The 25,462-nt window shown below is 73.4% G+C and carries 23 protein-coding genes; 13 read left to right on the forward strand and 10 right to left on the reverse strand.

All coding sequences use genetic code 11. From position 1 onward, the window contains the following. Positions 1 to 16: 16 nt before the first annotated feature. The 3 genes from ABD54_RS02820 to ABD54_RS02830 form a co-directional block, all read right to left on the reverse strand. Entirely contained in the window at positions 17 to 607 is a 591-nt protein-coding gene (locus ABD54_RS02820; protein ID WP_047867865.1) for a DUF1707 domain-containing protein, read from the reverse strand. 216 nt (positions 608 to 823) lie between these two features. After that, positions 824 to 1,252 carry an RNHCP domain-containing protein gene (locus ABD54_RS02825; protein ID WP_017566378.1) on the reverse strand — a complete coding sequence of 143 codons (429 nt, stop codon included), beginning with the start codon at positions 1,250 to 1,252 and terminating at the stop codon, positions 824 to 826. Beyond that, positions 1,249 to 1,632 carry an RNHCP domain-containing protein gene (locus tag ABD54_RS02830; protein ID WP_047867866.1) on the reverse strand — a complete coding sequence of 128 codons (384 nt, stop codon included), beginning with the start codon at positions 1,630 to 1,632 and terminating at the stop codon, positions 1,249 to 1,251. The genes ABD54_RS02825 and ABD54_RS02830 overlap by 4 nt, the downstream gene beginning before the upstream one ends. Before the next feature lie 431 nt (positions 1,633 to 2,063). Here ABD54_RS02830 and ABD54_RS02835 point away from each other — a divergent pair, with 431 nt between their 5' ends. Then, positions 2,064 to 2,990, forward strand: a complete 927-nt coding sequence (locus tag ABD54_RS02835; RefSeq protein ID WP_047867867.1) for an ABC transporter ATP-binding protein — start codon at positions 2,064 to 2,066, stop codon at positions 2,988 to 2,990. Then, complete coding sequence (locus ABD54_RS02840) at positions 2,987 to 3,814, forward strand: ABC transporter permease (protein ID WP_047867868.1); 828 nt, start codon at positions 2,987 to 2,989, stop codon at positions 3,812 to 3,814. Before ABD54_RS02835 ends, ABD54_RS02840 begins: the two co-directional genes overlap by 4 nt. 74 nt (positions 3,815 to 3,888) lie before the next feature. On the opposite strand, the gene ABD54_RS02845 is transcribed toward ABD54_RS02840, so the two are convergent. Next, positions 3,889 to 5,547, reverse strand: a complete 1,659-nt coding sequence (locus ABD54_RS02845; RefSeq protein WP_047867869.1) for a hypothetical protein — start codon at positions 5,545 to 5,547, stop codon at positions 3,889 to 3,891. Positions 5,548 to 5,733: 186 nt separating this feature from the next. Further along, positions 5,734 to 6,774, reverse strand: coding sequence for a class II fructose-bisphosphatase (gene glpX / locus ABD54_RS02850; RefSeq protein WP_047867870.1), 1,041 nt, complete (start codon positions 6,772 to 6,774; stop codon positions 5,734 to 5,736). Between the two features lie 154 nt (positions 6,775 to 6,928). Here glpX and ABD54_RS02855 point away from each other — a divergent pair, with 154 nt between their 5' ends. Together ABD54_RS02855 and ABD54_RS02860 are read left to right on the forward strand one after the other, a co-directional pair. Beyond that, on the forward strand, positions 6,929 to 7,528 hold the full coding sequence (locus tag ABD54_RS02855) for a TetR/AcrR family transcriptional regulator (protein WP_047867871.1): 600 nt from the start codon (positions 6,929 to 6,931) through the stop codon (positions 7,526 to 7,528). Positions 7,529 to 7,578: 50 nt separating this feature from the next. Continuing rightward, the gene (locus ABD54_RS02860) at positions 7,579 to 8,133 is read left to right on the forward strand and encodes a DUF4245 domain-containing protein (RefSeq protein ID WP_047867872.1); all 555 of its coding nucleotides are present in this window, start codon (positions 7,579 to 7,581) and stop codon (positions 8,131 to 8,133) included. Between the two features lie 167 nt (positions 8,134 to 8,300). Here the strand turns inward: ABD54_RS02860 and ABD54_RS02865 are convergent, their stop codons facing one another. After that, positions 8,301 to 9,272 (reverse strand): 4-hydroxy-3-methylbut-2-enyl diphosphate reductase, encoded by a 972-nt coding sequence (locus ABD54_RS02865; RefSeq protein ID WP_200904031.1) that lies wholly within the window; start codon positions 9,270 to 9,272, stop codon positions 8,301 to 8,303. A gap of 296 nt (positions 9,273 to 9,568) precedes the next feature. Here ABD54_RS02865 and ABD54_RS02870 point away from each other — a divergent pair, with 296 nt between their 5' ends. The 4 genes from ABD54_RS02870 to ABD54_RS02885 all read left to right on the forward strand — a co-directional run bounded on the left by ABD54_RS02870 (position 9,569) and on the right by ABD54_RS02885 (position 12,656). Continuing rightward, a complete protein-coding gene (locus ABD54_RS02870; RefSeq protein ID WP_047867874.1) occupies positions 9,569 to 10,387 on the forward strand; it encodes a hypothetical protein in 819 nt (272 codons plus the stop codon). 136 nt (positions 10,388 to 10,523) lie between these two features. After that, positions 10,524 to 11,036, forward strand: a complete 513-nt coding sequence (locus tag ABD54_RS02875; RefSeq protein ID WP_047867875.1) for a DUF3060 domain-containing protein — start codon at positions 10,524 to 10,526, stop codon at positions 11,034 to 11,036. Between the two features lie 117 nt (positions 11,037 to 11,153). Then, a complete protein-coding gene (gene xseA / locus ABD54_RS02880; RefSeq protein WP_047867876.1) occupies positions 11,154 to 12,386 on the forward strand; it encodes an exodeoxyribonuclease VII large subunit in 1,233 nt (410 codons plus the stop codon). A 3-nt stretch (positions 12,387 to 12,389) separates the two neighbouring features. After that, on the forward strand, positions 12,390 to 12,656 hold the full coding sequence (locus ABD54_RS02885) for an exodeoxyribonuclease VII small subunit (protein ID WP_047867877.1): 267 nt from the start codon (positions 12,390 to 12,392) through the stop codon (positions 12,654 to 12,656). Positions 12,657 to 12,692: 36 nt separating this feature from the next. Here the strand turns inward: ABD54_RS02885 and ABD54_RS02890 are convergent, their stop codons facing one another. Further along, positions 12,693 to 13,232: a DUF6542 domain-containing protein gene (locus ABD54_RS02890; RefSeq protein WP_047867878.1), complete on the reverse strand. Its 540-nt coding sequence runs from the start codon at positions 13,230 to 13,232 to the stop codon at positions 12,693 to 12,695. A 35-nt stretch (positions 13,233 to 13,267) separates the two neighbouring features. After that, on the reverse strand, positions 13,268 to 14,692 hold the full coding sequence (gene rmuC, locus ABD54_RS02895) for a DNA recombination protein RmuC (RefSeq protein ID WP_047867879.1): 1,425 nt from the start codon (positions 14,690 to 14,692) through the stop codon (positions 13,268 to 13,270). Between the two features lie 304 nt (positions 14,693 to 14,996). On the opposite strand from rmuC, the gene ABD54_RS02900 reads away from it, so the two are divergent. Further along, complete coding sequence (locus ABD54_RS02900; RefSeq protein ID WP_047867880.1) at positions 14,997 to 15,695, forward strand: alpha/beta fold hydrolase; 699 nt, start codon at positions 14,997 to 14,999, stop codon at positions 15,693 to 15,695. Here the strand turns inward: ABD54_RS02900 and ABD54_RS02905 are convergent. Further along, complete coding sequence (locus tag ABD54_RS02905) at positions 15,692 to 16,672, reverse strand: FkbM family methyltransferase (RefSeq protein ID WP_047867881.1); 981 nt, start codon at positions 16,670 to 16,672, stop codon at positions 15,692 to 15,694. The genes ABD54_RS02900 and ABD54_RS02905 overlap by 4 nt on opposite strands. 473 nt (positions 16,673 to 17,145) lie before the next feature. On the opposite strand from ABD54_RS02905, the gene ychF reads away from it, so the two are divergent. Next, positions 17,146 to 18,231 (forward strand): redox-regulated ATPase YchF, encoded by a 1,086-nt coding sequence (ychF, locus tag ABD54_RS02910; protein ID WP_047867882.1) that lies wholly within the window; start codon positions 17,146 to 17,148, stop codon positions 18,229 to 18,231. A 349-nt stretch (positions 18,232 to 18,580) separates the two neighbouring features. Here ychF and ABD54_RS02915 read toward each other — a convergent pair whose 3' ends face one another. Beyond that, positions 18,581 to 19,156 (reverse strand): 1-acyl-sn-glycerol-3-phosphate acyltransferase, encoded by a 576-nt coding sequence (locus ABD54_RS02915; protein WP_047867883.1) that lies wholly within the window; start codon positions 19,154 to 19,156, stop codon positions 18,581 to 18,583. 439 nt (positions 19,157 to 19,595) lie between these two features. On the opposite strand from ABD54_RS02915, the gene ABD54_RS02920 reads away from it, so the two are divergent. From ABD54_RS02920 to ABD54_RS02930, 3 genes are all read left to right on the forward strand, one after another. After that, positions 19,596 to 20,543: a conjugal transfer protein gene (locus ABD54_RS02920; RefSeq protein ID WP_047867884.1), complete on the forward strand. Its 948-nt coding sequence runs from the start codon at positions 19,596 to 19,598 to the stop codon at positions 20,541 to 20,543. 72 nt (positions 20,544 to 20,615) lie between these two features. Continuing rightward, the gene (locus ABD54_RS02925) at positions 20,616 to 20,933 is read left to right on the forward strand and encodes a hypothetical protein (RefSeq protein ID WP_017566349.1); all 318 of its coding nucleotides are present in this window, start codon (positions 20,616 to 20,618) and stop codon (positions 20,931 to 20,933) included. Positions 20,934 to 20,951: 18 nt separating this feature from the next. Next, a complete protein-coding gene (locus tag ABD54_RS02930) occupies positions 20,952 to 25,331 on the forward strand; it encodes a TcpE family conjugal transfer membrane protein (RefSeq protein ID WP_047867885.1) in 4,380 nt (1,459 codons plus the stop codon). The last annotated feature ends 131 nt before the right edge of the window (positions 25,332 to 25,462 follow it).

Genomic DNA, 25,462 nt, shown 5'->3' on the forward strand with positions numbered 1-25,462 from the left:
TCGCAGGTCGGCGCGGTCAGGCTCCGATGCCGCGTCGGCGATCGCGGCGGCGCCGGCCCAGGAGGCGGCGCCTCCTCGGGGCGCGCACGCGCACCACGCCGAACAGGGAGAACCCGTCGATCTCCAGCACCGGGGGGTGGGACAGCTCGGAGCGGCGCGCTGTGGTGGTGCGCCTGCCCAGGAACGACCAGCCGGTCAGCCGCACCTCGACGCCCTCGGGGACGTCGATCTCCACGCGGCCCAGGACGGCTGTCACGGTCATGCGGTGGTGGTTGTGCATCAGGAGCGCCTCGCGCATGTCCACCTCGACCCTGCCGACCAGCGCCACGGCCAGCTCGTCGGGATAGGCCACCCAGCGGCCCCTGCGCTCCGCCCTGCCGAACAGGCCGAGGACGGGCTGGCGGTCCAGGCGGATGGGCTGCTGCTCGGCGGGGAGCAGGTCGGCGGTGATCCTGGGCAGTTCGCCCAGGGTCCGGGCCTCGTGCGCGAGGGAGGAGCGCTCCTCGAACTCCTCCAGGTCCAGACGGCCGTCGGCGGCGGCCTCGCGCAGGACCCGCAGGACCCGTTCACGGTCGGTGTCGGAGGCGCGGAGCCGCTCGGGGGACACTTCCTCACTCACACCGCCCAGACTAGGCGAAACCCCGGGCAGGCCGCCCGTCCGGTGAGTACCGCGCGTCGGCGCGTGCGGGGGCGCTCCGCGTCCTCCCGCCCGGGGCCACGGGCGGATTCCGGCAGGGGGCGCCGCGTCCCGACCCGGTCGGAGGGCGCGGTGGACCCGACCCGGGCGGGGCGGAAAGCCCCCAGGCACTCGCCCCGCCCGCCGTCACAGGTCCATCAGCGCCCGCCTGGCGACCGCGTCGGAGGCTGCGGCCAGCGGCCGGACCGCCACCCTGACGAGTGCGCGGGCGTTGTCGTCGCCCGCCACGCGGTTGGAGCCGAGCTCACCGCACCGCGCGCAGCGGTGGACGATCATCCACTCCCCGTCCGGACGCGCCGCCATGCTCAGCGCGTCCATCGCGCCCCGGCAGCCGGACGCGCGGTCGCCGGGGATCCTCAGGTCCACGTGCAGGCTGGTAAGGCAGTGCGGGCAGTGGTTGCGGTGGGCCGTCCCCGGCGCGCGGGCCGGGATCTCCAGACGGCACCGCACACAGCGGAACGAACCCGCGCCGCCCGCCTCGCCGTGGGCGTGCAGCACGGTCTTGGGGCGCTGGGGACGCCTGGTGACACGGGTGTTGCGTCGGCCCACGCTCACACCTCCCCGAACAGGTCGAGCGGGAAGGGCGGTTCGGCCAGCGGCCGGACCGCGATCCGCATGAGGACGAGGGGGTTGTCGTCCGGTGAGACGGCGCTCTCCGACATCTCGTCGCACACGCCGCAGCGGTGGATGAGCGTCCAGGGGCCGCCGCGCGGTACCGCGACCGAGATCGGGGCCATGCGCCCGCCGCAGTCGGAGGCGCCGCCCCCGGCCCGGTCCTGGACGTGGCGTGAGCTCAGGCAACTCGGGCAGTGGTCGCGCGGTCCCCCGCCGGGGCCGAGGCGTGACACGGACAGGCCGCAGCGCACGCAGGCGAAGGAACCGGTGCGCGTGACGGATCGGCGGCCGGAACGGCCGGAGGAATCGGTGGTGGACACCCGGAGGCACTCCTTGCTGGAAAAGTGTGGTGGACAGCAGGGAGCAGGCCGAGCGCTTCTCGACGGAAAGGGTCGCGGCCGCCTCAGGTACCCGGGGCCCGGGTACGGCGGTGGCACGCGTGACTGTCAGGCGCGCTCGGCGCGTTCCGGGGCATACTCACCCTTCTCCGTCCGGAGTCGTCCTCCGGGTTCTCGTTGCCTACGGGTCCGGAGGACGATCGTAGGCGGGGGCCCCGACCGGCACAACGGGTTTTCCGCCGGTCGGACCGCTCCGCGGGGCCCGCGCTGCCCGCCGCGCCGCGGTCGCGCACGGTGCGGCGGGAGTGTTTCCACAGCCGGAGAAACCCGCTGGAAATTCCTTGCCCCCGCTGTCTACGGTTGTGTTCATGACCACACCTGTCCCCGGTCGCCGTCCGTCCGGGAGCGCGACCATGGACGCCGGTGAGACACCGCCCGTCCCCGCCCTGCGACTCCGCGGGGTCGTCAAACGCTTCGGTTCGCTCACCGCCGTCGACGGGCTCGACCTGGAGGTCCCGCAGGGCGTCGTCCTGGGCCTGCTCGGGCCCAACGGCGCGGGCAAGTCGACCACCATGAAGATGCTCACCGCCCAGTCCCTCGCCGACGAGGGCGAGATCCGCATCCTCGGCCACGCCGTCCCCGACGAGTCCAAGTGGGCCCGAGCCCGCATGGGCGTCGTACCCCAGCACGACAACCTCGACGAGGAGCTCACCGTCGAGCAGAACCTGCGGATGTTCTCCTACCTGTACCGGGTGCCGCGCCGCCGACGCCGCGAGGCCATCGCCAGGACCATGCGGCTGGCCCAGCTCGCCGACCGGGGCGCGACCCTCGTCGACGACCTGTCCGGGGGCATGCGCCGCCGCCTGCTCATAGTCCGCGCCCTGCTGCACCGGCCCGAACTCGTCCTCATGGACGAGCCCACCGTGGGCCTGGATCCGCAGGTGCGCCAGGACCTGTGGAGCGTCATCTCCGCGCTGCGCGCCGAGGGCGTGACCGTGCTGATGTCCACGCACTACATCGAGGAGGCCGAACGCCTCTCCGACGAGGTGGCGCTCATGGCCGCGGGCAGGATCGTCGAGCGCGGCGCCCCCGCCGCCCTCGTCGCCCGGTACGCGGGGACCACCGTGGAGGAGTACACCCCGGGTGAGGAGGGCGTCGACGGACTCGAACGCCTCGTCCACGGCCACGGCTTCACCACCCGGCGCACCGGCACCACCGTGTCGGTACTGCGCGCTGAGGAGCTGCCCGACTCACTGCGCGACCGGCTGAGCGCGCCGCTGCGCCGGGTGAGCACCCTGGAGGACGTCTTCGTAGCCCTGACCGGGGAGAGTGTGGAGTGACGGACCAGTCGCGGCGAACCCGGGAGGACGCCCGGCCCGAGATCCACGCCCGCCCCGGCCGGTTGGAGGCCGACGCCGTGATGGGCGTCGTCGCCCGCGAGTGGATCCTGTACGGCCAGTCCTGGCGGGCGACCACCTTCGCGGCGGTGGTCGAGCCCACCCTCTACCTGCTCTGCTTCGGCTTCGGCATGGGCGCCCTCATCGGCACCCTCGCCGGGTACAGCTACATCGACTTCCTCGGCACGGGCATCGTGGCGGTGTCGGTGCTGTTCCAGTCGATGATGCCCGGGGTCATCAACACCTTCATCAAGCGCCGCTTCCTGCACACCTACGAGGGCATCCTGGCCGCCCCCGTGGACGTGCGCGAACTCGTCACCGGCGAGGCGCTGTGGCTGGCGATGCGCTCGGGCGTGTACGGGTGCGTCCCGCTGCTCGTCGCGGTCGGGTTCGGGCTGCGCCCCGGCCCCGGCATGCTTCTCGTGCCGCTCATCGCCTTCCTGTCCGGTTTCGCCTTCGCCCTCTTCGGGATCTGGATCTCCGCCCTGATCAACTCGGTGCGGTCCATGGACTACGTGTTCAGCGGCCTGTTCACCCCGCTGTTCCTGGTGGCGGGTACGTTCTTCCCGCTCACCGAGCTGCCCGACTGGGTGCAGAACGCGGCCATGGTCAACCCGCTGTACCACTCGGTCGAACTCATCCGCGGGGTGGTCTTCGGCGGTATCGGGGCCGGACCGGCGCTGTTCCACCTCGGAGTGCTGCTGGTGTTCGTGGTTCTCATGTGGTTCCTGGCGTGCGCCCGGATGAGACGCCGCGTGGTCGGCTGAGGCCCTCGCACGCGCGGACGGCGCGGGGAGAGCAGCCTCCCCCCGCGCCGTCCGCGCAACGTCACCCCGTGCGGCTACTCGCCGCCGCTGGGCGACCAGCGCAGCTCCGCGCTGCTGCGCTGCCCCTCCTCGGTGACGCTCAGCGCCAGGCCCACGGCGCCCCACTGGCCGGGGGCCTCGACCTCGCTCTCGGTCAGCACCTGGCGCAGGTCCATGTACCCGGCCATCACCGCCGAGTCCATCTCCTGCATGGTCTGCTGGAAGACCGGATCGTCGCCCAAGCGCCCGGTGGCGCTGCTGCCCTGGGACACCACCACGGCGTCGCCGTCGGTGCTCACGCCCGGCGGGGTGCTGTAGGAGTCGACGACCGCGCTCTCGACGAAGTCGCTCAGGATCTGCTCGTCACCGCCCACCGCGCGGTACTGGAAGGACGCCTCCCCGCCGCCGTAGGCGGACCCGAAGAAGCCCTCCAGGTTCATGTCGGTGACACCGAACGCGGTCGAGGAGCCCAGAAGCTGGGTGAACCCCTCCGGCAGCGGGGCGCCCATCGAGTTGAACTGGCGCTCCATCTCCTGCATCTGGCCGCTGCTCGTCATGAACGGGATCGAGTCGCTCTCGTAGGCGTCGGTCAGCGCCCTGTCCAGGCCGCTGGCGCCCAGGGCCATGACCGTGCTCTCGGGCAGAGACTCCATCGCCGCCACGCTCGCCCCCGGCGTCTCGGCCAGCCACGCCAGGTCGGTGCCGTCCACCGTGAGGTCGAAGACGTCCGTGCGCGCCTCCAGGTACTCGCCGTCCACCCGCAGGGACGCGGTCATCCGGCCGCTCAGCTCACCGGTCTCGGCGGCCAGGTCGGCCTCGAACTCCCGGGCGAACTCCTCGACCTCCATCAGGCTCGCGAGGTCCGCCCACCCCGCGGCCAGACTGCCGCTGGGCACGTCGTCCATGTCACCGGAGAAGGTGTCGGCGCCGGCCAGGGGGCCGTGCTCGTCCACCTGCGCGTGCAGGTCCGCCAGCGCGGCGTCGGAGGTGGTGAGGAGCGCGAAGTCGTCGATCACCTCGAAGTAGAGGTCGTCGTACTCGCCGCTGAGCCGCTCCAGGCTCTCCTGGGCGAGTCGCTCGTCCTCCACCCCGAGCGCGAACGCCCCGGCCACACCGGCGCCCTCGCCCAGTTCGGCCTCACCGCTGGCGGGCCACACCGCGAAGCCAACCCGCTGGCCGATCCACTCCTCGACCTCGGACTGCCGCGCCTCGGGGAAGGCGGCCACGAAACCCTCGGCGACCAGCCCCGTCATGTCGCCGTCGGGCTCGTCCATCTCGGCGGTGACCTCGTCGGGGAGCCGCTCCACGAACCGCAGCAGCTCCATGGCCTGGGAGCCGTCGATGGACAGGTCGACCTTGCCGAACGCGAGCGCGCTGCCCGGGAGCACGTCCTCGGGCTGTGGGCCGCCGAAGCTGACCAGCGAGACGGTGGCCCACACCGTGCCGCCCATGAGGAGGAGCGCGGTGCCCGCGGCGGCCGGGATCAGCCAGCGCCTGTTGCGGCCGCCGCCGGAGGGCGGAACCTGTCCGCCGGAGTACTGGCCACCTGGGAAGGGGCCCGCGGGCGGCGGGCCGCCGGGCGCACCGCCGCCGAAGCCCGCGGGGGGACGGCCGGGAGCCTGGGGCGGAGGGTAGCCCTGCCCGGGCTGCTGGTGCTGCCACTGGGGCTGCTGTGGGGGATCGGGGTAGGACATCAAACCTCCGGCGGGGAATTCTCGGCGCGTGCACCGTGCGACCAACGCCGGGTCTGATGCCGCGTCGACCCGGTGTGGTTCGCGTCCCGCGCCTTTTTCGGTCGGCCGGTGGGGAAGGGGCCCGGTGTCCCGCACCGGCCGGGACGGGACACAGGGGCGGAGCTCTTCCGGTGGGGCGTGACGGCCCTAGACCGACTCGGGCTCCTCTCCCCGGTAGGGGGCCGAGGTCAGGTCGACACCGCTGTAGGAGGCCAGTTTGCCCAGGCGGTGCTCACTGAGCACCTGGCGGACGGTGCCGCTGCGGCCGCGCATGACCAGGGAGTCGGTGACGACCCGCGCGGACTCGTAGCGGACGCCGCCGACCAGCTCCCCGTCGGTGATGCCGGTCGCGGCGAAGAACACGTCGTCGGACGAGACCAGGTCGTCGGTGCGCAGCACGCGGTCCAGGTCGTGCCCGGCGTCGAGCGCCTTGCGGCGCTCCTCCTCGTCCTTGGGCCACAGGCGGCCCTGGATGACACCGCCCAGGCACTTCATCGCGCACGCGGTGATGATGCCCTCGGGGGTGCCGCCGATGCCCAGCAGCAGGTCCACGCCGGTCCCCGCGCGGGCCGCCATGATCGCTCCGGCCACGTCCCCGTCGCTGATGAACTTGATCCGGGCGCCCGCGTCGCGCACGTCCTGCACGATCTGCTTGTGGCGGGGGCGGTCCAGGATGACGACGGTCACGTCCTGCGGCGACTTGCCCTTGGCCCGGGCCACGGCCCGGACGTTGTCGGCCACGGGAGCGGCGACGTCCACCACGTCGGCGGCCTCGGGGCCCGTGGCGAGCTTCTCCATGTAGAACACCGCGGAGGGGTCGAACATGGTGTTGCGCGGGCTCATCGCGATCACCGACACGGCGTTGGGCATGCCCATGGCGGTCAGGGTGGTGCCGTCGATCGGGTCGACCGCCACGTCCCAGTCCTGGCCGCCGCCGTCGCCGACCCGCTCGCCGTTGTAGAGCATCGGGGCGTTGTCCTTCTCGCCCTCCCCGATCACCACGGTGCCGTTCATGGACACGGTGCTGATCATGTGCCGCATGCCGCGCACCGCAGCGCCGTCCGCCCCGATCTTGTCGCCCTTGCCCACCCAGCGGGCCGCGGCGAGCGCCGCGGTCTCGGTGACGCGCACCAGCTCCAGCGCGAGGTTGCGATCCGGGGCCTTGTGCGGGCTGCTGGACTGCGACATGGACACACCTTCCGTCGGGAGAACAGGTCGGGGGCAGGTCTTAGGGTAGTCACCCGAAGTGACACCCGCGGGGTCACGGGTACCCCTCGGGGTGGTCCCGGGCGGACGGGGACGGACTACTCTGGCGTGACCCGGACTGGAGTGAGGCGTGACAGTGGACAAGACGGACAAGCCCGCGAGGGTCTCCCCGCGCGGCGCGGCCACCCGCGGCGCCCTGCTCAAGGCGGCCTCCCAGGTCTTTCGCACGGTGGGCTTCGCCAAGGCCGGAGTGAGCGAGGTCGTCGCCGTGGCCGGGGCCAGCGTCGGCAGCCTGTACCACCACTTCAGCGGCAAGGCCGACCTCTACCTCGCCCTGTACGAGGAGTTCCAGCAGCGCCAGCAGGACCGCACCCACCAGGCGGTCGTGCGGGCCCGCTCCGAGGGGGAGAAGGACCCCACGCGGCTGATGAACATCGCGGCCCGCGCCTACCTGCTCGGGTGCATCGAGGAGAGGGAGACCACACGGCTGTTCTTCAGCGGAGACGGCCCTCCCGGCTTCGACTACCAGCTCCGGGCCCGGCTCACCCAGTGGACCGACCGCAACGTGGCGCTGTTCCGCAAGGCCGACGAGCCCGTGGACGAGGCCCTGCTCATCGTCGTGAGCGGCGCGATGCTGCTGGCGGTGGCCGAGGTGGTCCAGCGCGAGGACGCCGAGGCCCGCCGGCTCGCCGACGACATCACCGGCCTGCTCACCCAGCTCGAACCCCGGCGCTAAGCACACCCCGGGTCGGCGGTGCCCCGGACCTGCGGCAAGCTGGAGACGTCATGAGTGAGTACAGCCGGTCCAGCGCGACCTTCAAGAACTACGCCATCTCCCTCGGGATCATCGTCGGCATCGTCCTGATCATGGCGTTCGTGGTCTCCACGCGCTCGGGCGAGAGCATTCCGTCGGTGGAGTACCGGCCGGACGCCGACGTACTGCGCGACGCGGCGGACTACCCGGTGACGGTGCCCTCCGCCGACCTGGAACAGGAGGGGTGGACGCCCACCAGCTCAACGGTGGACGTGTCCGGACCGGTCCAGTGGAGCGTGGGCTTCGCCACTGCCGAGGACAGCCACGCCATGTTGACCCAGAGTGACGCCGACCCCGCCGCCGTCCTCGCGGAGAGGGCCCCGGGCGCCGAGCAGGTCGGTACGGTCCAGGTCGACGGTCGCGAGTGGGAGCACCACGAGTCCCGGGACGAGAACGCCCTGGTCCTGCGCCAGGAGGGCGTGACCCTGGTCGTGTCCGGCCCCGCCGGCACGGACGAGCTGGCCCGCTTGGCGGAGGGCCTGGAGACCGACGCCGACGGCGGCGAGGCGTCCGCGGACGGCGCCTGAGCGGGGAAGGCGGGTTCCGGCCGCCGCCCTGCGGAGCCGACCGGGCCCCGGGGAGTGCCCGCGGGTGCGCCGGGGCGCCCCCCGCACGGCGAGGCGCCCGGTCGCAGAATCGACCGGGCGCCTCGCGTACCGGCTGTGCGCGCCCCCGGCGCACGGGAGCCCGCGCGCTACTCGGCGCGCAGGTCGCGGCGCAGTTCCTTGGGCAGCGAGAAGGTCAGCGTCTCGTCGGCGGTGGTCACCGGGGTGACCGTGCCGTAGCCGTGCCCGGCCAGCTTGTCGAGCAGCTCGCGCACCAGGATGTCCGGCACTGAGGCGCCGCTGGTCACGCCGACCGTGGTCACGCCCTCCAGCCAGGAGTCGTCCATCAGCGAGGCGTTGTCGATCAGGTGGGCGGCGTCGGCGCCCGCGTCCAGGGCCACCTCCACCAGGCGGACCGAGTTCGATGAGTTGTCGGAGCCGACCACGATGACCAGCTCGCACTCGGGCGCCATCGCCTTGACCGCGTCCTGGCGGTTGGAGGTGGCGTAGCAGATGTCGTCGCTGGGCGGGTCGAGCAGGTTCGGGAACCGCTCGCGCAGGGCGTCCACCGTCTGCGTGGTCTCGTCCACCGACAGGGTCGTCTGGGAGAGCCACGACACGTTGTCCGGGTTGCGCACCTGGACCTTGTGCACCTCGTCCGGGCTCTCGACGATCTGGATGTGCTCGGGAGCCTCACCGCTGGTGCCCTCGACCTCCTCGTGGCCGATGTGGCCGATGAGGATGATGTCCCGGTCCTCGGACGCGAAGCGCTTGGCCTCCTTGTGGACCTTGGTGACGAGCGGGCAGGTGGCGTCGATCGTCTTGAGGCTGCGCCTGTGCGCCTCCTCGTGCACCGCCGGGGAGACGCCGTGCGCGGAGAAGACCACGATGGCCCCCTCCGGCACCTCCTCGGTCTCCTCGACGAAGATCGCGCCGCGCTCCTCCAGCGTGCGCACCACGTGGGTGTTGTGCACGATCTGCTTGCGCACGTAGATCGGCGCGCCGTACTGCTCCAGGGCCTTCTCGACGGTGATGACAGCGCGGTCGACACCGGCGCAGTAGCCCCGGGGGTTGGCGAGGAGCACACGGCGTTGGTTCGTGGCAGTCGTCATCGCAGTCATGTGTTACATCCTAGGTGGCTTGGGCGGCGTGCGACCCGGGTGTGGGAGAGGGCACTGAACAGGCCGCTTCGACGCGCGACCGGTGCCAAGGTGACGGTATCGCAACGGGGCGCATCCGGTTGCGCCTCGAAGTGGCGAAATCGTTCACTTCTCCCCTGCTCATGGTGTTCATCCCTCCTCTATCCTGGTTCACCATCACACGCATTACAGGCGGTTCGCCCTCACCTCGGCCCTGCCGGTCGGCTGTTCGCGCGCCGCTCACCCCACTCGCCGAGACCACCAGGAGCCCCCGTCCTATGTCGAACCCGACGCTCGCCACGAAGCTGGTCGCCCTGGTCAAGGGCATCTTCGGGCGCAAGGAAACGGCGGCCGCGCCCGAGCCCGCGGCCGAGGAGCCGACCGGGACCCCCCAGTCCCCCGCCCCCGAGACCGCGGAGTCCGGGGACGTGGCCGCGCGCGGCACGGACCAGGCCGCGCCGAAGACCGCCGAGCCCGCCGAGCCCGCCGAGGCGAAGAGGGCCGAGGCGGCCGAGCCCGCCGCGGAGCGGGAGCCCGCGAAGGCGGAGGCCGAGGAGCCCGAGACCGCAGCTCCGGAGAAGGCCGCCCAGGACGGGCCCGCCGAGCAGGAGGAGCCCGCGGCGAAGAGGAAGTCGGCCGCGAAGAAGAAGCCCGCCGCCGAGAAGAAGCCCGTGAAGGCCACCGCCGCCCCCGAGGCCCCGGCGGCCGATGAGCCCGCCGAGCCCGCCGAGCCGGTCGTGGCCGAGCAGGCCGGAAGCGGCCGGGAGGAGCGGACCGAGCCCGCCACCCCCGCCACCGCGGACGTCCCCGAGGAGGGCAACGCCATCGCTGAGGAGATCGCCGCAGCCGAGGCGCACACCAAGGTCAGCAGCGACGAGATCCTCGAACGGGTGCGCAAGGGGGCCGCCCCGTCCCTGGAGGACCTCGCCGTGCCCACCTACGACGAGCTCACCCTGCCCTCGGTCCGCGCCCGCCTGCGCAAGCTCACCATCGAGCAGGTCCGCGACCTGCGCGCCTACGAGGTCGCCCACCAGGGCCGCCCCGAGTTCATCAAGATGTACGACAACCGCATCGCCAAGCTGGAGGCCGAGGCCTGACACGCGCGGACCGCCGGGGCGGGAGCGTCGCCGACCCCGCTGACGGCCGCGTCCGCGGGGCACGGGAACCGCGGGGCGGCACGGGACGTCATAGGAAGCGACCACACCGGCGCCTCCCGTCCGAAGGGACACCAACATGCGTTCCGCCGCCCCCGCCGCCGCGCTCCTCGCGGCCACCGCGTTCTGGCTGACCGGATGTTCGGTCGGCATTCCCGGGACCGACCAGGAGGTCTCCGTGGACCCCGACGGCGTGTCCGTCGGCGGTGAGGACGGAGAGGTCTCCGTGGACTCCAACGGCGACGTCTCCGTCGGCAACCGGGACGGCGACGTCACCCTCGACGAGGGCGGCGGCATCTCCGTGGACAGCGAGACCGGCGACCTCACCATCGCCACGGTCGAGGGCAGCGTCACCGAGGAGTGCGACGGCCAGAACGTCAACGTGACCGCCAGCGGCGCCGAGGTCGTCCTCAACGGCCAGTGCGGCGAGGTCTCCATCCTGGGCAACGGGCTGACAGTGCACATCGGCGGCGCCGACTCCATTCGCGTGACCGGCGCGGACAACACCGTCCACCACGCCGAGGGCGATCCCTCCGTCACCGACATCGGCCTCGACAACAGCGTCTCCGTCGGCGGCGACGCGACCGCCTGACCGCGTTCCCGCGCATCCGGCGTCCACCCGGTTCCGCCGTACCGGGCCCGGACACGCGGCCCCGCGCCTGGCGGGCCTGCCCCGAACTGTCCGCGCCCTGGCCTAGGCTCGGTCGGCATGGGCATGGACAGTTCCGCCGAGGCGCCGCAACCGGTACGCGCCGTCCTCAACGCCGTCGGCCAGTGGATCGGCCGCCTGGGCCGCATCTGGGTCGAGGGCCAGATCGCCGAGCTGAACCGGCGCGGCCGCATGGCCTACATCACGCTGCGCGACCCCGTCGCCAACGTGTCGGTGCGCGTGGTCTGCCAGACCTCGGTCCTGGACGCGCAGAGCCCGCCCCCCGAACCCGGTGCGCGCGTGGTCGTGCACGCCAAGCCCGACTTCTACGAGGTCCGCGGCACTTTCTCGCTGCGCGCCCTGGAGATCCGCCACGTCGGCCTGGGCGAGCTGCTGGCCCGGCTCGAACAGCTGCGCCGCACCCTGACCGCTGAGGGGCTCTTCGACGCCGCGCGCAAGCGCCCCCTGCCCTTCCTGCCCAACACGGTCGGGCTCATCTGCGGACGCGACTCCGCCGCCGAGCGCGACGTGCTGGAGAACGGGCGCCGCCGCTGGCCCGCCGTGCGCTTCGAGGTGCGCCCGGTCGCCGTCCAGGGGGACCGGGCCGTGCGCGAGGTGATGGAGGCGCTCAAGGACCTGGACTCGCACCCCGACGTCGACGTCATCGTCATCGCCCGGGGCGGCGGTTCCCTGGAGGACCTGCTGCCCTTCTCCGACGAGTCCCTCGTGCGCGCCGTCGCCTCCGCGGGCACCCCCGTGGTGAGCGCGATCGGTCACGAACAGGACGCCCCCCTGCTCGACCACGTCGCCGACGTGCGCGCCTCCACCCCCACCGACGCGGCCAAGAGGACGGTGCCCGACGTCGGTGAGCAGTTGGAGATCGTCCGCCAGCTCCGCGACCGGGGCCGCCGGGTGCTCCGGGGCGGGGTGGAGCGCGAGCTCGCCTGGCTGGAGGGCATGCGCTCGCGTCCGGTGCTCGCCAGCCCGGTGCGCGAGGTCGAACGGCTCGCCGAGCAGGTCGCGGACCTGCGCGACCGGGCCCGCCGGAGCCTGACCGCGTCCCTGGACCGGTCCGCCGACGGCCTCGGCCACACCCGGGCGCGCCTGCACGCCCTGTCCCCGGCGACCACGCTCGCGCGCGGTTACGCGATCGTGCAGCGCGAGGACGGGTCGGTGGTGCGTTCGGCCCGGGAACCGGACGCGGGGGAGGCCCTGCGCGTACGGTTCGCCGAGGACAGCCTGACCGCGACCGTGGAGTCAGTCCACACCGAAGACACCTCCGAGGAGGGGTAGGAGATGGCAGCCAAGGGCGCCAAGACCCGCGAAGAGGGCACCGCCGAGCCCGAGCTCAGCTACGAGGAGAGCCGGGAGGAGCTCAACAACGTCGTCCGGCGGCTGGAGTCGGGCGGACTCAGCCTGAAGGAGTCGCTGGCCCTGTGGGAGCGCGGCGAGGAACTGGCCCGCGTGTGCGAGCAGTGGCTGGAGGGTGCCCGCGCCAAGCTGGCCGCCGCCATGGACGAGCGCCGGGGGGACGAGCCGGGGGACGGCGACACGCCCTTCTGAGGCCCGGGGCCGCGCCCGTCGGCCCGCGTCCCGCGGCTACCTGCGGCCGTTGAGCTGGTCTCCCAGGTCGCGGATGTTGCCGGGCAGGCCCCGGAACACCCCGATCACCAGGACCAGCGCCGTGCCCAGGAACAGCCAGGGGGCGACCTCGGCCAGCCGTGAGGCCATCCCCAGGAGCAGTACCCGGGCGAACCCCTCGCTGCCCAGGGCCAGCACGCTCTCCGCGGCGACCACGGCGACGAAGAAGGCGATGGGCGGGCTGACCGACAGCGACAGCAGGTCGCTGGGCCGGACCAGGAGGGCGCCGAGCACGCAGGCGAGGGTGAAGGCCACGCCCGGGGCCGCGGGCGTGCCCGCCCAGTGCGCGATCATGGTCCCGGCGAAGCTGAACGCGACGACGGCCAGCACGCCGCCGCGTCCGGTCAGGCGGGGCGGGGTCCCCGGGGAGTTCTCCTTCGGCCTCGGCACCGGACGCTCCCTCTTCCTGGCATGCGGCACGTCCCTGACGCGGCCGTCGGGCCGCACGAAGTGCGGTGCGCGCCCGTGTTCGGGGCCGTCCGCCTTCCGCGGGGGCATAGCCGTCCGCCTCCCCAGTGTGTTGCTCACGGTGTTCAGTGTGTCACTTCTCGTGAATGTTCGGTGTCTTTTCCATGGATCGTGTCGTCCTTCCGGCTACTTGTCCCATCCGCGACGAACACGTCATCCTCTCCGTTGGACACCGACTCGGCCCACCGCGGTTCCGGGGTTCGGCGACCGGTTTCCGTTCCGTTCCCCTGCCCGTCCGGTCCCTGACCACTCCGCTCCGCCGGGGCCGGTCCGGCGCCGCCCGGGTCCGACAGCTCGGGCGCCACCACCGCGCGCGGACGCTCCTCCACGCCCACGGGACGGTCCAGCCCGCCGTCCACCAGCCCCAGCTCGCCGAACCGGCGGGCCGTCACCAGCACCCGGCTCTCCAGAGAGCCCACAGTCTGGTTGTAGGCGCTGACGGTGCGGGTCAGGGCCCGGCCCAGCCCCTCCACGTGCCCGCCGAGCGTGCCCAGCCGCTCGTGCAGCTGCTTGCCCAGGTCGAACACCGCCCGCGCGTTCTCGCTCAGCGCCTCCTGCTGCCAGGCGTACTGCGCCGTCCGCAGCAGCGAGATCAGTGTCGTCGGCGTCGCGATGTGCACCCGCCGCCCCATCGCGTACTCCAGCAGCTCCGGGTCGTACTCCAGGGCCGGGGCCAGGAACGCCTCCCCGGGGATGAACAGCACCACGAACTCCGGTGCCGGGGTGAACGACGACCAGTACGCCTTGGCCGCGAGCTGGTCCACGTGCGTGCGCAGGTGCCTGGCGTGCACGCGCAGGTGCCGCGCGGCCTCCTCCGAGCCTGCCTCCACGGCGTCCAGGTAGGCCGCCAGCGGGACCTTGGAGTCCACCACGATGTTCTTGCCGCCCGCCAGGCGCACCACCATGTCCGGGCGCCGAGACCCGTCGCGCGTGGCGGCCTGCTCCTCGAAGTCGCAGTGCGAGCCCATCCCGGCCAGTTCCGCCACCCTGCGAAGCTGGAGTTCGCCCCACCGGCCGCGTGCCTCGGGCCGCCGCAGCGCAGTCACCAGCGACTGCGTCTGATCGCGCAGCCGCTCCGAGCCCTCGCGCACGTACTCGACCTGCTTGGCCAGCTCCGCGTGGGCCGCGGCGCGCCCCGCGTCGGCCTCCCTCAGTTGGCGCTCCACCCGGTCCAGGGTCCGCGTGAGCGGCTCGACCATGCGCTCCACCGCGCGGCGCCGCTCGTCCAGGTCGCCCCCGGCCTCCGCGCTGACCGCGCGCAGCCGCCCCTCCGCCAGTTCCATGAAGCGCTGGTTGGTCTGGTCCAGGGCCTGCGCGGACAGGGCGCGGAACCGGTCTGCCAGCCGCTCCTCCACGTAGGCCGCCCTCTCCTGGGCCGCGCGGGCGTCGGCCCGCGTCTCGGCCTCCCGGCCGCGGGCCAGGACCCAGCCCACGGCGGTGCCGACCGCCAGACCGATCAGGAGCATGAGTACGAGTGCGAGGCCGTTCATGGCCGTCTATGGTGTCAGGCCGCGCCGTCGCGCGGCTCCCCGCCACGCAGTACACCGGTGAGCAGAACCGCCAAGTCCGGCATGTCCGCCCGCCCCGGGGCCCGTCGGGTCCGGTGCTGGAACGCGGGCCCGGTCGGTGCGCGCCGCCGCTGGGGAGCGCGGGGCCGCGCACGAGGCCGCTTCCGGACACCTGCTTCCCTCGCGCAAAAGTTTTCGAGAACCTGAGGTCTCCGTCCGGGGCCGGACCACCTCTCACCGGTCCCCGCACCTGGCAGCCCCCCACTTCCCCAGGAGGCCCGCTCCCATGAGACTGGAGACCTACACCCGCGGCACCGGAGACCTCACCGTGCTCCTCGTCCACGGATCCATGGCCACCCACGAGACCTGGCACGCCGTCGAGGAGGCGCTGGTCGAGCGGGGCCGCCGCGTGGTCAGCGTCGACATGCGCGGCCACGGCGACAGCCCGCGCGGCTCCTACTCCGTGCCAGCGCTCGGCGACGACCTCGCGGACTCCCTGCCCGCCGGAGCGGACCTGGCCATCGGCCACTCCACGGGCGCGGTGGCGCTCTCCCTGGCGGTGGAGAGGCTGCGCCCGGCCCGCGCGGTGTACGTGGACCCGGCCTTCCGCCTGCCCCCGATGCACGCCGACGCGGGCGAGCGCGCGCGCCGCGTCTTCGTCACCGCCGACGCCGCACGCGTGCGCCAGAGCAACCCCAGGTGGACCGATGACGACGTCGAGAGGGAGGTCAGGGGCTTCGCCGCCTTCGACCCGGAGTTCTTCGACTTCGTGGCGCAGGAGATCGCCGGGCGCGACTTCCTCCCCGGTGAACCGGTCGTGCCCTCCCTCGTCCTGCGCGCGGGCGACAGCGTCACCGTCACGCCCCGGACCGAGGAGGAGCTGACCGGGCGCGGCTTCACCGTCCGGGTCGTGGAGGGCGCCGGGCACTGCGTCCACCGCGACGACCTGCCCGGGTTCCTCGCCGCGCTGGAGGGCTGGCTCTAGGGGCCCGGGTTCCCGCGGGAACCCGGACGGCAGGACTCCAGCGCCCCGCGCCAGCCGTCGACCGAGGGCCAGAACTCCTCCGGCACCGGCTCCGGCGTGAACAGCCACATCCGCTCCCACGCGGGGGAGGCCCGGCCCGAGATCTCCGGGCGCGGCTCGTAGGGAGGCGGCCCGCTCACCGGGTACCAGGTGTACTCCAGCGGGTCGAGCAGCGCCATGAGCCGCTCCTCCACACCCCGGTCGGGCCGTACCTTCACCAGCATCCAAGGCCGGTACCGGCGCAGCACCTCCAGCCCTCCGGCGACCACGTCCGGCTCCGTGCCGACCGTGTCGATCTTGATCACGGTCGGGAAGGCCGACGCGTCCTCGTTCCACCGCGCCAGGGTGGTCACCTCCACGGTGATGTGCGACAGGTCGGCGCGCGCCGAGCGCACGAGCGTGTTGCACATGTCGTTGTGCCGGGCACGCCGCAGGTGTGCGGTGCCGGTGTGGTTGCTCAGCGCCAGTTCCACCACGGTGAAGCCCAGGTCCGCCGACGAGGAGACCACCCGGGCCGCCGCGGCGATCTCCGGGGTGGGCTCGAACGCGAACACCGGCCGGCGCGTGCGCGCGGCGGCCAGCAGCGAGTACACCCCCACCCCGGAGCCCACGTCGACCACCGCTCCGGGGCGGGTGTGGTCGAGCATCGCCATGAAGCAGGCCAGGCTGTCGGGCTCGTGCCGGGCCAGCCCGAAGGCGGCCAGCCGCCGCGGAACGGTGAGGTCGCCGGGCAGCCGCAGGGTGAGGCCGTCCGGGCCGATGCGCCGCGTGTCCGAGTCCAGGCGGGGCAGGGAGAAGGCCACCTCGCGGGTCCACGGGGGCACTCGGTCCGGGTCCAGTCCGCCCAGCCGTCTGGGCAGCCGGACGCGGATCTTGCGGGTCGCGAAGCGCACGAGCGGGTAGCGGCGCACGAGCGCCCTCAGTTGGTCGGTGACCACGGTTGTCTCCCCCCAGGAAAGGTGCTGCGACGGCGGCGCCGGTGCACGGCGTCGGCCGTGTGCCCGGGCGCCTTCGTCCGACGCGGTCCGGAGCCGGTCCCTCCCACCGGCCGCCGCACCGCGAGCCCGCCGCGTGAGCGGCGGTGTGTCGGTCCAGGTCCGGGAGGCTGAGCCGTGCGTGCGACGGATGGCCCGCGCACCGGACGGCCGCCGCCCCGGTCCCCGGCAGCGTCCGTCGAACCTACTGTGAGTAGCGTCTCCCGTGCACCGCGTTTCGGCGATCGGCCCTGTTTTCCCGCTCCGGCACCGCGCGCGGCCCCGCGTCCCGCCTTCCGCCCCGCCGTCCGGAGCGGGGCCCGGCCCCGTCCACCGGCGCGGTCCGGCAGCGGGGAGGTCCGGGGCCGCGGGCGGGGGAGCCGGGGCCCGGACGCGGCGGGACCGCCCACCCGCGGGTCCGCATAGACTCTGACCTTGTGAGTCTGTCTATCGGGATCGTCGGCCTGCCCAACGTCGGCAAGTCCACCCTCTTCAACGCGCTGACCAAGAACGACGCCCTGGCCGCGAACTACCCGTTCGCGACCATCGAGCCCAACGTCGGGGTCGTGGGCGTTCCCGACTCCCGGCTCGGCGAGCTGGCCGAGATCTTCGATTCGGCGAAGGTCATCCCGGCGACGGTGGACTTCGTCGACATCGCGGGCATCGTGCGCGGCGCCTCCACCGGCGAGGGCCTGGGAAACAAGTTCCTGGCCAACATCCGCGAGAGCGACGCCATCTGCCAGGTGATCCGGGCCTTCGACGACCCCGACGTCACGCACGTCGACGGCGACGTCGAGCCCTCTCGCGACATCGAGACCATCAACACCGAGCTGATCCTGGCCGACCTCCAGACCCTGGAGAAGGCGCTTCCCCGCCTGGAGAAGGACGCCAAGCGCAACGCCAAGGACAAGGGCGCCCAGGAGCTGCTCCAGGCCGCCCGCGACGCTCAGGCGGTCCTCGACGGGGGCACCTCGCTGTCCGCGGCCCAGGGCGTGGACCTGGACCGGCTGCGCGAGCTGAGCCTGCTCACGGTCAAGCCGTTCATCTACGTGTTCAACCTCGACACCGACGAGCTGGCGGACGGAGCCCTGCGCACCAAGCTCCAGGAGCTCGTCGCTCCGGCCGAGGCGATCTTCCTGGATGCCAAGATCGAGGCGGAGCTGGCCGAGCTGGAGGAGGACGAGGCGCAGGAGCTGCTGGAGTCCATGGGCCAGACCGAGTCGGGTCTGGCACAGCTCGCCCGGGTCGGCTTCGCCACCCTGGGCCTGCAGACTTACCTGACCGCCGGGCCCAAGGAGGCCCGGGCCTGGACGATCCGCAAGGGCGCCACCGCCCCCGAGGCCGCCGGTGTCATCCACACCGACTTCCAGCGCGGTTTCATCAAGGCCGAGGTGGTCTCCTTCGAGGACCTGGTCGCCGCGGGCGACATGCAGACCGCCCGCGCGGCGGGCAAGGTCCGTATGGAGGGCAAGGAGTACGTGATGGCAGACGGAGACGTCGTGGAGTTCCGCTTCAACGTCTGACCGAGCCGTACGCCCGTGAACAGGGGCCGCGGACCCGCGCCGAACCTCAGGCGCCTGAGTCCGCGGCCCCTGTCGTGTGCCCCGGGTCCGGAATCCCTCCGGCCCCGTCCGCACACGAGTGGTGCGACACGCGGTGCCACTCATCGAAGGAGTCGGAATGTCGGTCACCGCGAGCGAAGCACGTAGACCCCTCTTCCCCTCGGCCACGAGGGTCGACGACGACCATGGCGCCGTCGAGACCGTGTCCAGACGCGGATCGCGAGGTCGTCGTCTCCCCCACGCCCCCACTACTGAGGGTCGACGGTTTCCGTCTCTTGGCGAGAGGCCGGTCGGCCGGCTCGGACGGGGGTCAGTCGGCGCAGCCCTCCTCGCGCAGGCGCGGTTCGACGCGCCGCTCCGGGCTGTGTCCGGCCTTGTCGGCGTAGAAGGCGCGGATGCGGCCCATGTCCTCCGCGACGTCGCCGGTCAGTTCGAAGGTCGGGCCGAGCCCGGTGGTCCTCGTGGTGCGGTCGACGAAACCGAGCGTCACCGGCATCCCCGTCTCGCGGGCGATGCGGTAGAAGCCGGACTTCCAATGCGTGTGCGCCCCGCGGGTGCCGTCGGGGGTGATGACCAGACCGAAGGTCTCGCCGGACCGCACGCGCCTGACGGCGTCGTCGACGACCCGGCCGGGATTCGCGCGATCGACGGGGATGCCACCGAGCGCGCGCATGATCGGGCCGCGCCAGCCCGTGAACAGGCTCTGCTTCCCCAGCCAGTGCAGCTCCAGGCCCAGGCGCCAGGAGATGGCGAGCATGAGCACGAAGTCCCAGTTGGAGGTGTGTGGGGCACCGATCAGCACGGTGGGGCGGTCGGGCTTGGGCTCGGTGGCCAGCTTCCACCGGCTGAGGGACCAGAACCCCCGGGCTGCGAGGTGTCGGAGCATGCCGCCAATCTAAGGCACGCCCCCGTGCGCACACGGTGGATCCGTGCTTGGGACCGGATCGGCCCGGAGCCGGGGGCTCTCCGCCGGGGCGGCGGCCGCTCCGCCGGGCGCGGGAGGAGATCCCGGTTACATCCCGTCAACGGTTTTCCGGTCCGCGGGGACACATCTTGCTGCCTTCGAGGGAACTAATCCCTTTCCGGTCCGACCATAATTGCGGCGAAGTGTGTGGCTGCGACAGGAGTTAGTGCAACTCTTGCCGTATTGTGCCCCTTTTGAGAAGTTAAGCCCATGTGTGCAATGTGCGGTTGGCGGGGAAACGCGGAGTCACCAAGGACGCTCCCAACCCGCACAATGCCTCACTATAGGGATGGGGTAGACAAGGGCATGGCGGAGACGCCGTCCGAAGCGGGCGGCACGGACCTGTGTGCAGGAGGCGGGGATGGCGAAGGCGTCGCGGCGCGGTGCCGCCGCGGGTGAGCCGGACGACGGCGGTGCGGGACTCGACTCCCCCCGCGCCCGACGGCCCCGGGCCGGAGCCGGAGGGCGCTGGTGGGTCGGCGTGGGCCGCGCCGTCCTGTGGGCCTTCATCATCGTCGTCGTCTTCAACGGCGTCTGGTTCCCGCTGCGCGGCGGGTTCGCCCTTCCCGAGACCTCCGAGGAGCCCGAGCAGAGCGATGCCACTTATCCGGAGACCGCCGCCGCGGCCTTCGGTATGCGGTTCGCCGAGGCCTACCTCGACACGGCCGACCCCGAGGCGCGCCTGTCCGACCTGGCGGCCTTCGTCCCCGACGGGGAGGCCGCCGCCCTGGACGTCCCCGCCGACAGCCTCACCGGCGGCAACCTCACGGTGGTCGCCGTGCACGTGGAGGACGACCACAACGGCGTCGTCGTCGTGCGGGCCGACGTCAACGATCGGCCCATGCGCCTGGACGTGCCGGTCTACGCCGACGGGGAGGCCCTGGTGGTCTCGGGCAACCCGGCGCTGCTGGCTGCGCCGACCCGGGCCAGCCTGCCCGAGGGGTCGGCCTTCGAGACCGACCCGGAGGCCGAGGAGCAGCTCGGGGAGGTGCTGTCCGGCTTCTTCGAGGCCTACGCGGGGGAGCCGGCGCACCTGGAACGCTATGTGGAACCGGGTGTCACCATCGCCCCGCTTCCTGAGAACAGCCTGGAATTTGGTGAACTGTCCGATATCACGGTGCCAACGCGGGCCTCGACCGGGAATGATGACGTACGACAGGTAGCGGCCACCGTCCGGTGGAACGTCCCGGCCTCCGACGGGGCCGACACCGGGCAGATCACGCAGAACTACCTGGTCACCGTCGTGGACTCGGGCAGCGAGTGGCACGTGCGTGACATCCAGGGCGCCCCGCGCTCGTTCGGCGGATGACGGGGCCTGTAGGCAAGGAGAAGAGAAGGACCATGCGCACACCAGAAACGACACCGGGGGGCGGCGCCTGACATGCTCCCCCTGCTGTCCTCCACACCGGACGTGCTCCACGCCGCCGGAGGTGCCGACCTGCTCTTCCTCGCGGCGCAGACCACCGAGAACGCCCCCGACACCGGTGGCCTCGCCGACTTCCTGAGGGGCTTCTTCGGACCCCTCTTCCTCGTCATCGTCTCCATCGTGGCGGTGTTCTTCCTGTTCACTAGGGAGATCACGAGGTTCGCGCAGTTCATCATCCTGGCCATCTTCATCGGGATCGTGTTCTACGTCCCCGGCATCATCGAGGTCATCGCCGTGGCGCTCGCCCGAGCGATGGGCGTATCGACCGAGTAGGCGAGGGAGGCCGGAAACGTGGACCTTCCCACGTACACCAACATCTGGCGTATCGAGAAGCGGCTCTACAAGCTCTACGATTTCCGGCTGCCCATGCCGCTCCCGGTGGGCACCTTCGGGGTCGCCCTGGGCGTGTTCGCGCTCTGGGTGGTCCTGCTCAGCCTCGTCAACGCGCCCTTCGTGTTCGGCAACGGCTGGCACCTGGTGCTGTGGGTGGTCCCGCCCGGTGTGATCACCGTGCTGGCCACCCGGCCGGTGATCGAGGGCAAGCGCCTCACCGAGCTGCTCCTCTCCCAGGCGCGCTTCCTGGCCGAAGCGCGGGTGTACAACCGCCTGGCCCCCGAGTACGAGCCCGCCGAGGTCCGAGTGACCGTGCGGGTGTGGCACCGCGACCCCGCGGCCGGTCCGCTCCCGTCGGCGGCGCGGCGCCGCGCCGAACCCGAGCCGGAGACGGCCGGGGCCGGGATCGCGGAGGCCGCCGACACCGCGGTGCGCCCCTCCCGCTCCGACGCACCGCCGCTGCTCGGCGTACGCGGTCCCGCCGACGGTGTTCCGGCCTCCGGGGCCGAGGAGGAGGCCCCCGCCCGGGGCGGCTCCGGGAAGCCGGACCGGGGACGGGAGAGGGTTCCCGCCGAGGCTCCGCGCGTCCGGTCCCGAGGCGACGAGGAGACCGGGAGGCGGGTTCCGGTCAGGGCGAAGGCCGCCCCCACCCGCATGGATACAGTGTCCGCCGGGGCCGAGAGCGCCCCGGCCGAGCCGAAGGCCGTACCCGTCCGGGCCGAGAACGCTCCGGCCCCGGAGCGCGAGGCTGCGGCGGAAAAGGCCCCGGCAGCTCCCGAACGCGCCCCCGTGGCCGTCGCCGCCCGCCCCGAACCCGAGGAGCGGCGCGCCCCGTCGCGGCCGCGCGAGGAGCAGACCGAGGCGTCCGCCGCCTCCGGAGGCGGCGGCGCGGAGCCCGACGGGCCCCGGCGCGGATTCGGCCGCCGCGTGCTCAACTACTTCGGCTTCGCCCTGGGGTCCGGAGCAGGGGAGCCCCGGGAGGAGGAGCCCCGCGGGCCCGAGACGGACGCCGGGGCGGACCCCGAAGACGGCTTCGTGCGGGAGAGGATCTACGAGACCGAGGGCGAGGAGCAGCGCGACAGCGACGCGTGGTTCGCCCGCCTGCGCGCCTCCTCCGGCGAGACCCCCGTCGGTCTGACCTCCAAGAGCGCCTACAGCGTCGGCGACACCGCGGCCATCGGCCGGGGAGAGCTGGCCGACGCGGTGCAGGAGCGGCGCGCCTCCGGCTCCGACGAGGAGGAGACCGCCGCCGCCCGGCGCCTGCGCGGCCGTACGCAGGGCCTCAGGGTCGCCAAGGACCTGGAGGAGCAGCGCCGCACCGAGCGCGTGCGCGAGCGCGGCCCGAGGGAGCTGCCGACCTCCCGCGCCCGGGGCCGGGCACTCCCCGGCACCGGCGAGGAGGCGGAGCGCCCCCGCCGCGCGGGGCGCCCCCACGCCGCCCCGTGGGAACTGGAGAAGAAGGCCGAACCCGCGGCCGACTACGGTGACCTTTCGGACTACGCCGCCCGTTACGCGGCGGCCACCGGCCGCCCTCCGGCCGAGGCCGGTTCCCTGCCCTGGCTGCCGCCCTCCTCCGCGGCGCCGCGGGAGGAGCCCGGCGCGACCGCGGACGTGGACGCGCCGGCCCGCACCGACCGGCGGGAGGGTGCGGTCGGCGCCGAGGACGCCGCGAGCGGGGACGGTGCGCCCGAGACCACGGACACGGAAGCGGCGGCGGACACCGCTCCTCCGGCGGCGTGTGCGGCACGGCACACGGCGGAGGACCTGCCCGGAGCCCCGGTAGAGGCCGCTCCCGGCACGGGTACGCGGGACACCGGGACCGCCGGGCACGCGGTCCCCTCCGAACCCGAAGGCCCCTCGGCGGCCTCCCGCCGGGGCGCCACCGGGTCGGAGGACGCCGGGCGCCTGCCCGTCACGGCAGACGAGGAGACCGTCGCGCTGCGCAGCCTCGCCGGACACGGGGACGACGCTGAGCCCGAGGACGTCGTCGGGCACCGGTCCACCACGGGGCCCGAGGACGCCACGGAGCGCGCGAACACCGCCGGGCCCGGGGACGTCACCGGGCCCGGGAGCCCCGCCGGGGCCGGGGAGTCCGTCGGGCACCGGTCCGCCACAGGGCGCGGCGACACCGTTCCTCCCGAGGGAACCCCCGGCGCGCGGGTCGCCCCGGACAGCGGTGTGCCCGAGGCCCCCGCGGCCGAGCGCTCCCCCCACAAACCCGCCCTGGAACTCGACCACGGCACCGGCGAGCAGGACGCCATACCCGGGAAGCCGAGCGAGGAGTCCCGGGACCGCGGTCCCGAGTGGAACGAGCACATGTCCGTGCTCGACGACCACCTCATCACCGCCGACACCCCGGCGCCGCCGCGCCCGAAGTTCGCCGACGCCCTTCCCGCCCAGGACCGCGACGCCAAGGACCCCTCACGGTGGTTCGAGGACGGCAGGAAGCGCCACCCCGACCAGCCCAAGGTCGGCGACCGGGGCAACCCCCTCATCCCCGCCGACGAGTTGCGCGAGGAGAACGCCGCCCCGGAGGCCGCCGACGACGCCGCCGGGACCGCCGCCGCCGACGAGGCGGTACGGGACGCCGAACCGGCCGGGCGCACCCCCGCCGACGAGCCCAAGCCGCCCACCCAGCTCGACCACGGAACCGGCGAACTCGTCAGCTTCGTCGAGGTCCGGGACGACCACGGGCGCGGGGACGGCAACGTCCGCGTCGACCCGGGCGCCGACCAGGTCCGCCGACGCACCGCCTCCGACCTGGAGAGGGCCGAGACCGAGGCCCTGGCCCGCCGCCGACGGAACGCGCGCGGGGAGGTCCGCGGCCCCGGTGAGGCACGGGAGCAGGACGGCGCACCGACCCGTGCGGCCTCCGGTTCCGCCGTAGCCGACCGGGATGACGCGTCCTTCCGCGCCCGCTGGAGCATGCGCGCCACCGGCGCCGCCGTCGGGGACGCGGACACCGACGCGAAGCCCGACTCGGCCGCCGACCCCCGGAGCGCCGGGACCGCCCGCACCGGTTCCGAGGCGCCGGAGCAGCGCACCGGCGCCGCCCGCGACCCGAGGGCCAACCCCAGCATGGCCGACGCCCTCACACAGGAGCGGACCTCCTCCGAGGAGGGACGGACCTTCCCGCCGACCGGTCCGGGAGCCGAGGACACCGGGCGGACCGAGGACGAGGCCGTCCCGGGCCCCCCCGCCCCGTCCGCCGGTCAGGAGCACCCCGCCGAGGAGCCGCAGGAGTCGGAGGACCCGTACGACGGCGTCTTCCACCGGGTGGCGCAGAACGCGCGCAGGCTCGGCCAGCTCTTCGGCCAGCCCGCGCCCGGAGAGGAGCCCGACCCGTCCGTGCGCGAGCCCGGGACCGCCCTGGAACTCGACCACGGCACCGGCGAGCAGGAGCGCCTGGGCGACACCCCCGCAGGCGTCCCCGCCCACCGGACCGAGGAGCCCGAGCCCCGGCGGCGCTCCGAGGAGCCCGCCGCCAGCGACTCCGGAGGCACCCGGGGCTGGCGGCGCCTGGCCAAGGTCGTCACCGGCGGTACGGCCCCCGTGCGCTCCGACCTGCCGCCCAGCGACATCGAGCGCCTGCGAACCCCGCTGGACGGCCCGCGCAGTCTCGTCGTGCTGGGCTGCACCGGCGGCGCCGGGCAGACCGTCACCGCGCTGATGATCGGCCACACCCTGGCCGCGCACCGCGACGACCTCGTCGTCGCCGTCGACGTCAACCCCGGCCCCAACGGCCTCTCCCGCCGCGTCGGCGCGCAGACCCCCGAGACCCTCACCGGGCTGCTCGCCAACGCCGAGGCGATCCAGGACTACTCCCGGATGAGCGGCTACACCAGCCGGACCGCGACCGGCCTGGAGGTCGTGCAGACCCTGGACGACCCCTACGTGCAGACCCTGGACGACCGCGACTACGGCCAACTGGCCTCGCTGCTCGGCGGGTTCTACGGCGTCACCCTGCTGGACCCGGCGGCCACGGGCGTGGCGCGGGCCCTGCCGGTCGCCGACGGGCTGGTGCTGGTCGCCCCGGCCAACGCCGACGCCGAGCGCGCGGTCTCCATGACCTTCGACTGGCTGGACGGCAACGGCTACGGCGCCCTGCGCGCCAGGTCCGTGCTCGTGGTCAACGGGGTCAGCAAGCGCAGCCTCCAGGACGTGGACGCTGCCGAGCGGGTGGCCCGCGGCCGGTGCCGCGCCATCGTCCGTATCCCCTGGGACGACCACCTCGGCTCGTCCTACACCAGGATCGACGTGGGCGCACTGCGCCCCGCCACCAAGCGCGCCCACGGCGCACTGGGCGGTGTTCTGGTCAACTCCCTCACCCAGCAGTAGCGCCGAAGGCGCGCCGCCCGGCTCCGGGGCCTCCCGGTACGGGAGAACCCCCGTGCGTGTCGGGCTCGGGGCCCGCCCCGCACGGGGGCTCTGGATCACGCCTTCCGGGCGGGCGCGCGTTCCGCTCGCGG

The organism is Nocardiopsis sp. RV163 (genome assembly GCF_001029525.1).
GTDB lineage: Bacteria > Actinomycetota > Actinomycetes > Streptosporangiales > Streptosporangiaceae > Nocardiopsis > Nocardiopsis dassonvillei.

Excerpts from the sequence above, each read along its gene's own strand:
- ABD54_RS02925 (WP_017566349.1), top strand. The coding sequence starts at position 20,616 with ATGCTCCCCCTGCTGTCCTCCACACCGGACGTGCTCCACGCCGCCGGA.
- ABD54_RS02890 (WP_047867878.1), bottom strand. The coding sequence starts at position 13,232 with ATGCCCCCGCGGAAGGCGGACGGCCCCGAACACGGGCGCGCACCGCAC.
- ABD54_RS02870 (WP_047867874.1), top strand. The coding sequence starts at position 9,569 with ATGTCGAACCCGACGCTCGCCACGAAGCTGGTCGCCCTGGTCAAGGGC.
- ABD54_RS02885 (WP_047867877.1), top strand. The coding sequence starts at position 12,390 with ATGGCAGCCAAGGGCGCCAAGACCCGCGAAGAGGGCACCGCCGAGCCC.
- xseA (WP_047867876.1), top strand. The coding sequence starts at position 11,154 with ATGGGCATGGACAGTTCCGCCGAGGCGCCGCAACCGGTACGCGCCGTC.
- ABD54_RS02915 (WP_047867883.1), bottom strand. The coding sequence starts at position 19,156 with ATGCTCCGACACCTCGCAGCCCGGGGGTTCTGGTCCCTCAGCCGGTGG.
- ABD54_RS02860 (WP_047867872.1), top strand. The coding sequence starts at position 7,579 with ATGAGTGAGTACAGCCGGTCCAGCGCGACCTTCAAGAACTACGCCATC.
- ABD54_RS02845 (WP_047867869.1), bottom strand. The coding sequence starts at position 5,547 with ATGTCCTACCCCGATCCCCCACAGCAGCCCCAGTGGCAGCACCAGCAG.
- glpX (WP_047867870.1), bottom strand. The coding sequence starts at position 6,774 with ATGTCGCAGTCCAGCAGCCCGCACAAGGCCCCGGATCGCAACCTCGCG.
- ABD54_RS02920 (WP_047867884.1), top strand. The coding sequence starts at position 19,596 with ATGGCGAAGGCGTCGCGGCGCGGTGCCGCCGCGGGTGAGCCGGACGAC.
- rmuC (WP_047867879.1), bottom strand. The coding sequence starts at position 14,692 with ATGAACGGCCTCGCACTCGTACTCATGCTCCTGATCGGTCTGGCGGTC.
- ABD54_RS02900 (WP_047867880.1), top strand. The coding sequence starts at position 14,997 with ATGAGACTGGAGACCTACACCCGCGGCACCGGAGACCTCACCGTGCTC.
- ABD54_RS02865 (WP_200904031.1), bottom strand. The coding sequence starts at position 9,272 with ATGACTGCGATGACGACTGCCACGAACCAACGCCGTGTGCTCCTCGCC.
- ABD54_RS02875 (WP_047867875.1), top strand. The coding sequence starts at position 10,524 with ATGCGTTCCGCCGCCCCCGCCGCCGCGCTCCTCGCGGCCACCGCGTTC.
- ABD54_RS02835 (WP_047867867.1), top strand. The coding sequence starts at position 2,064 with ATGGACGCCGGTGAGACACCGCCCGTCCCCGCCCTGCGACTCCGCGGG.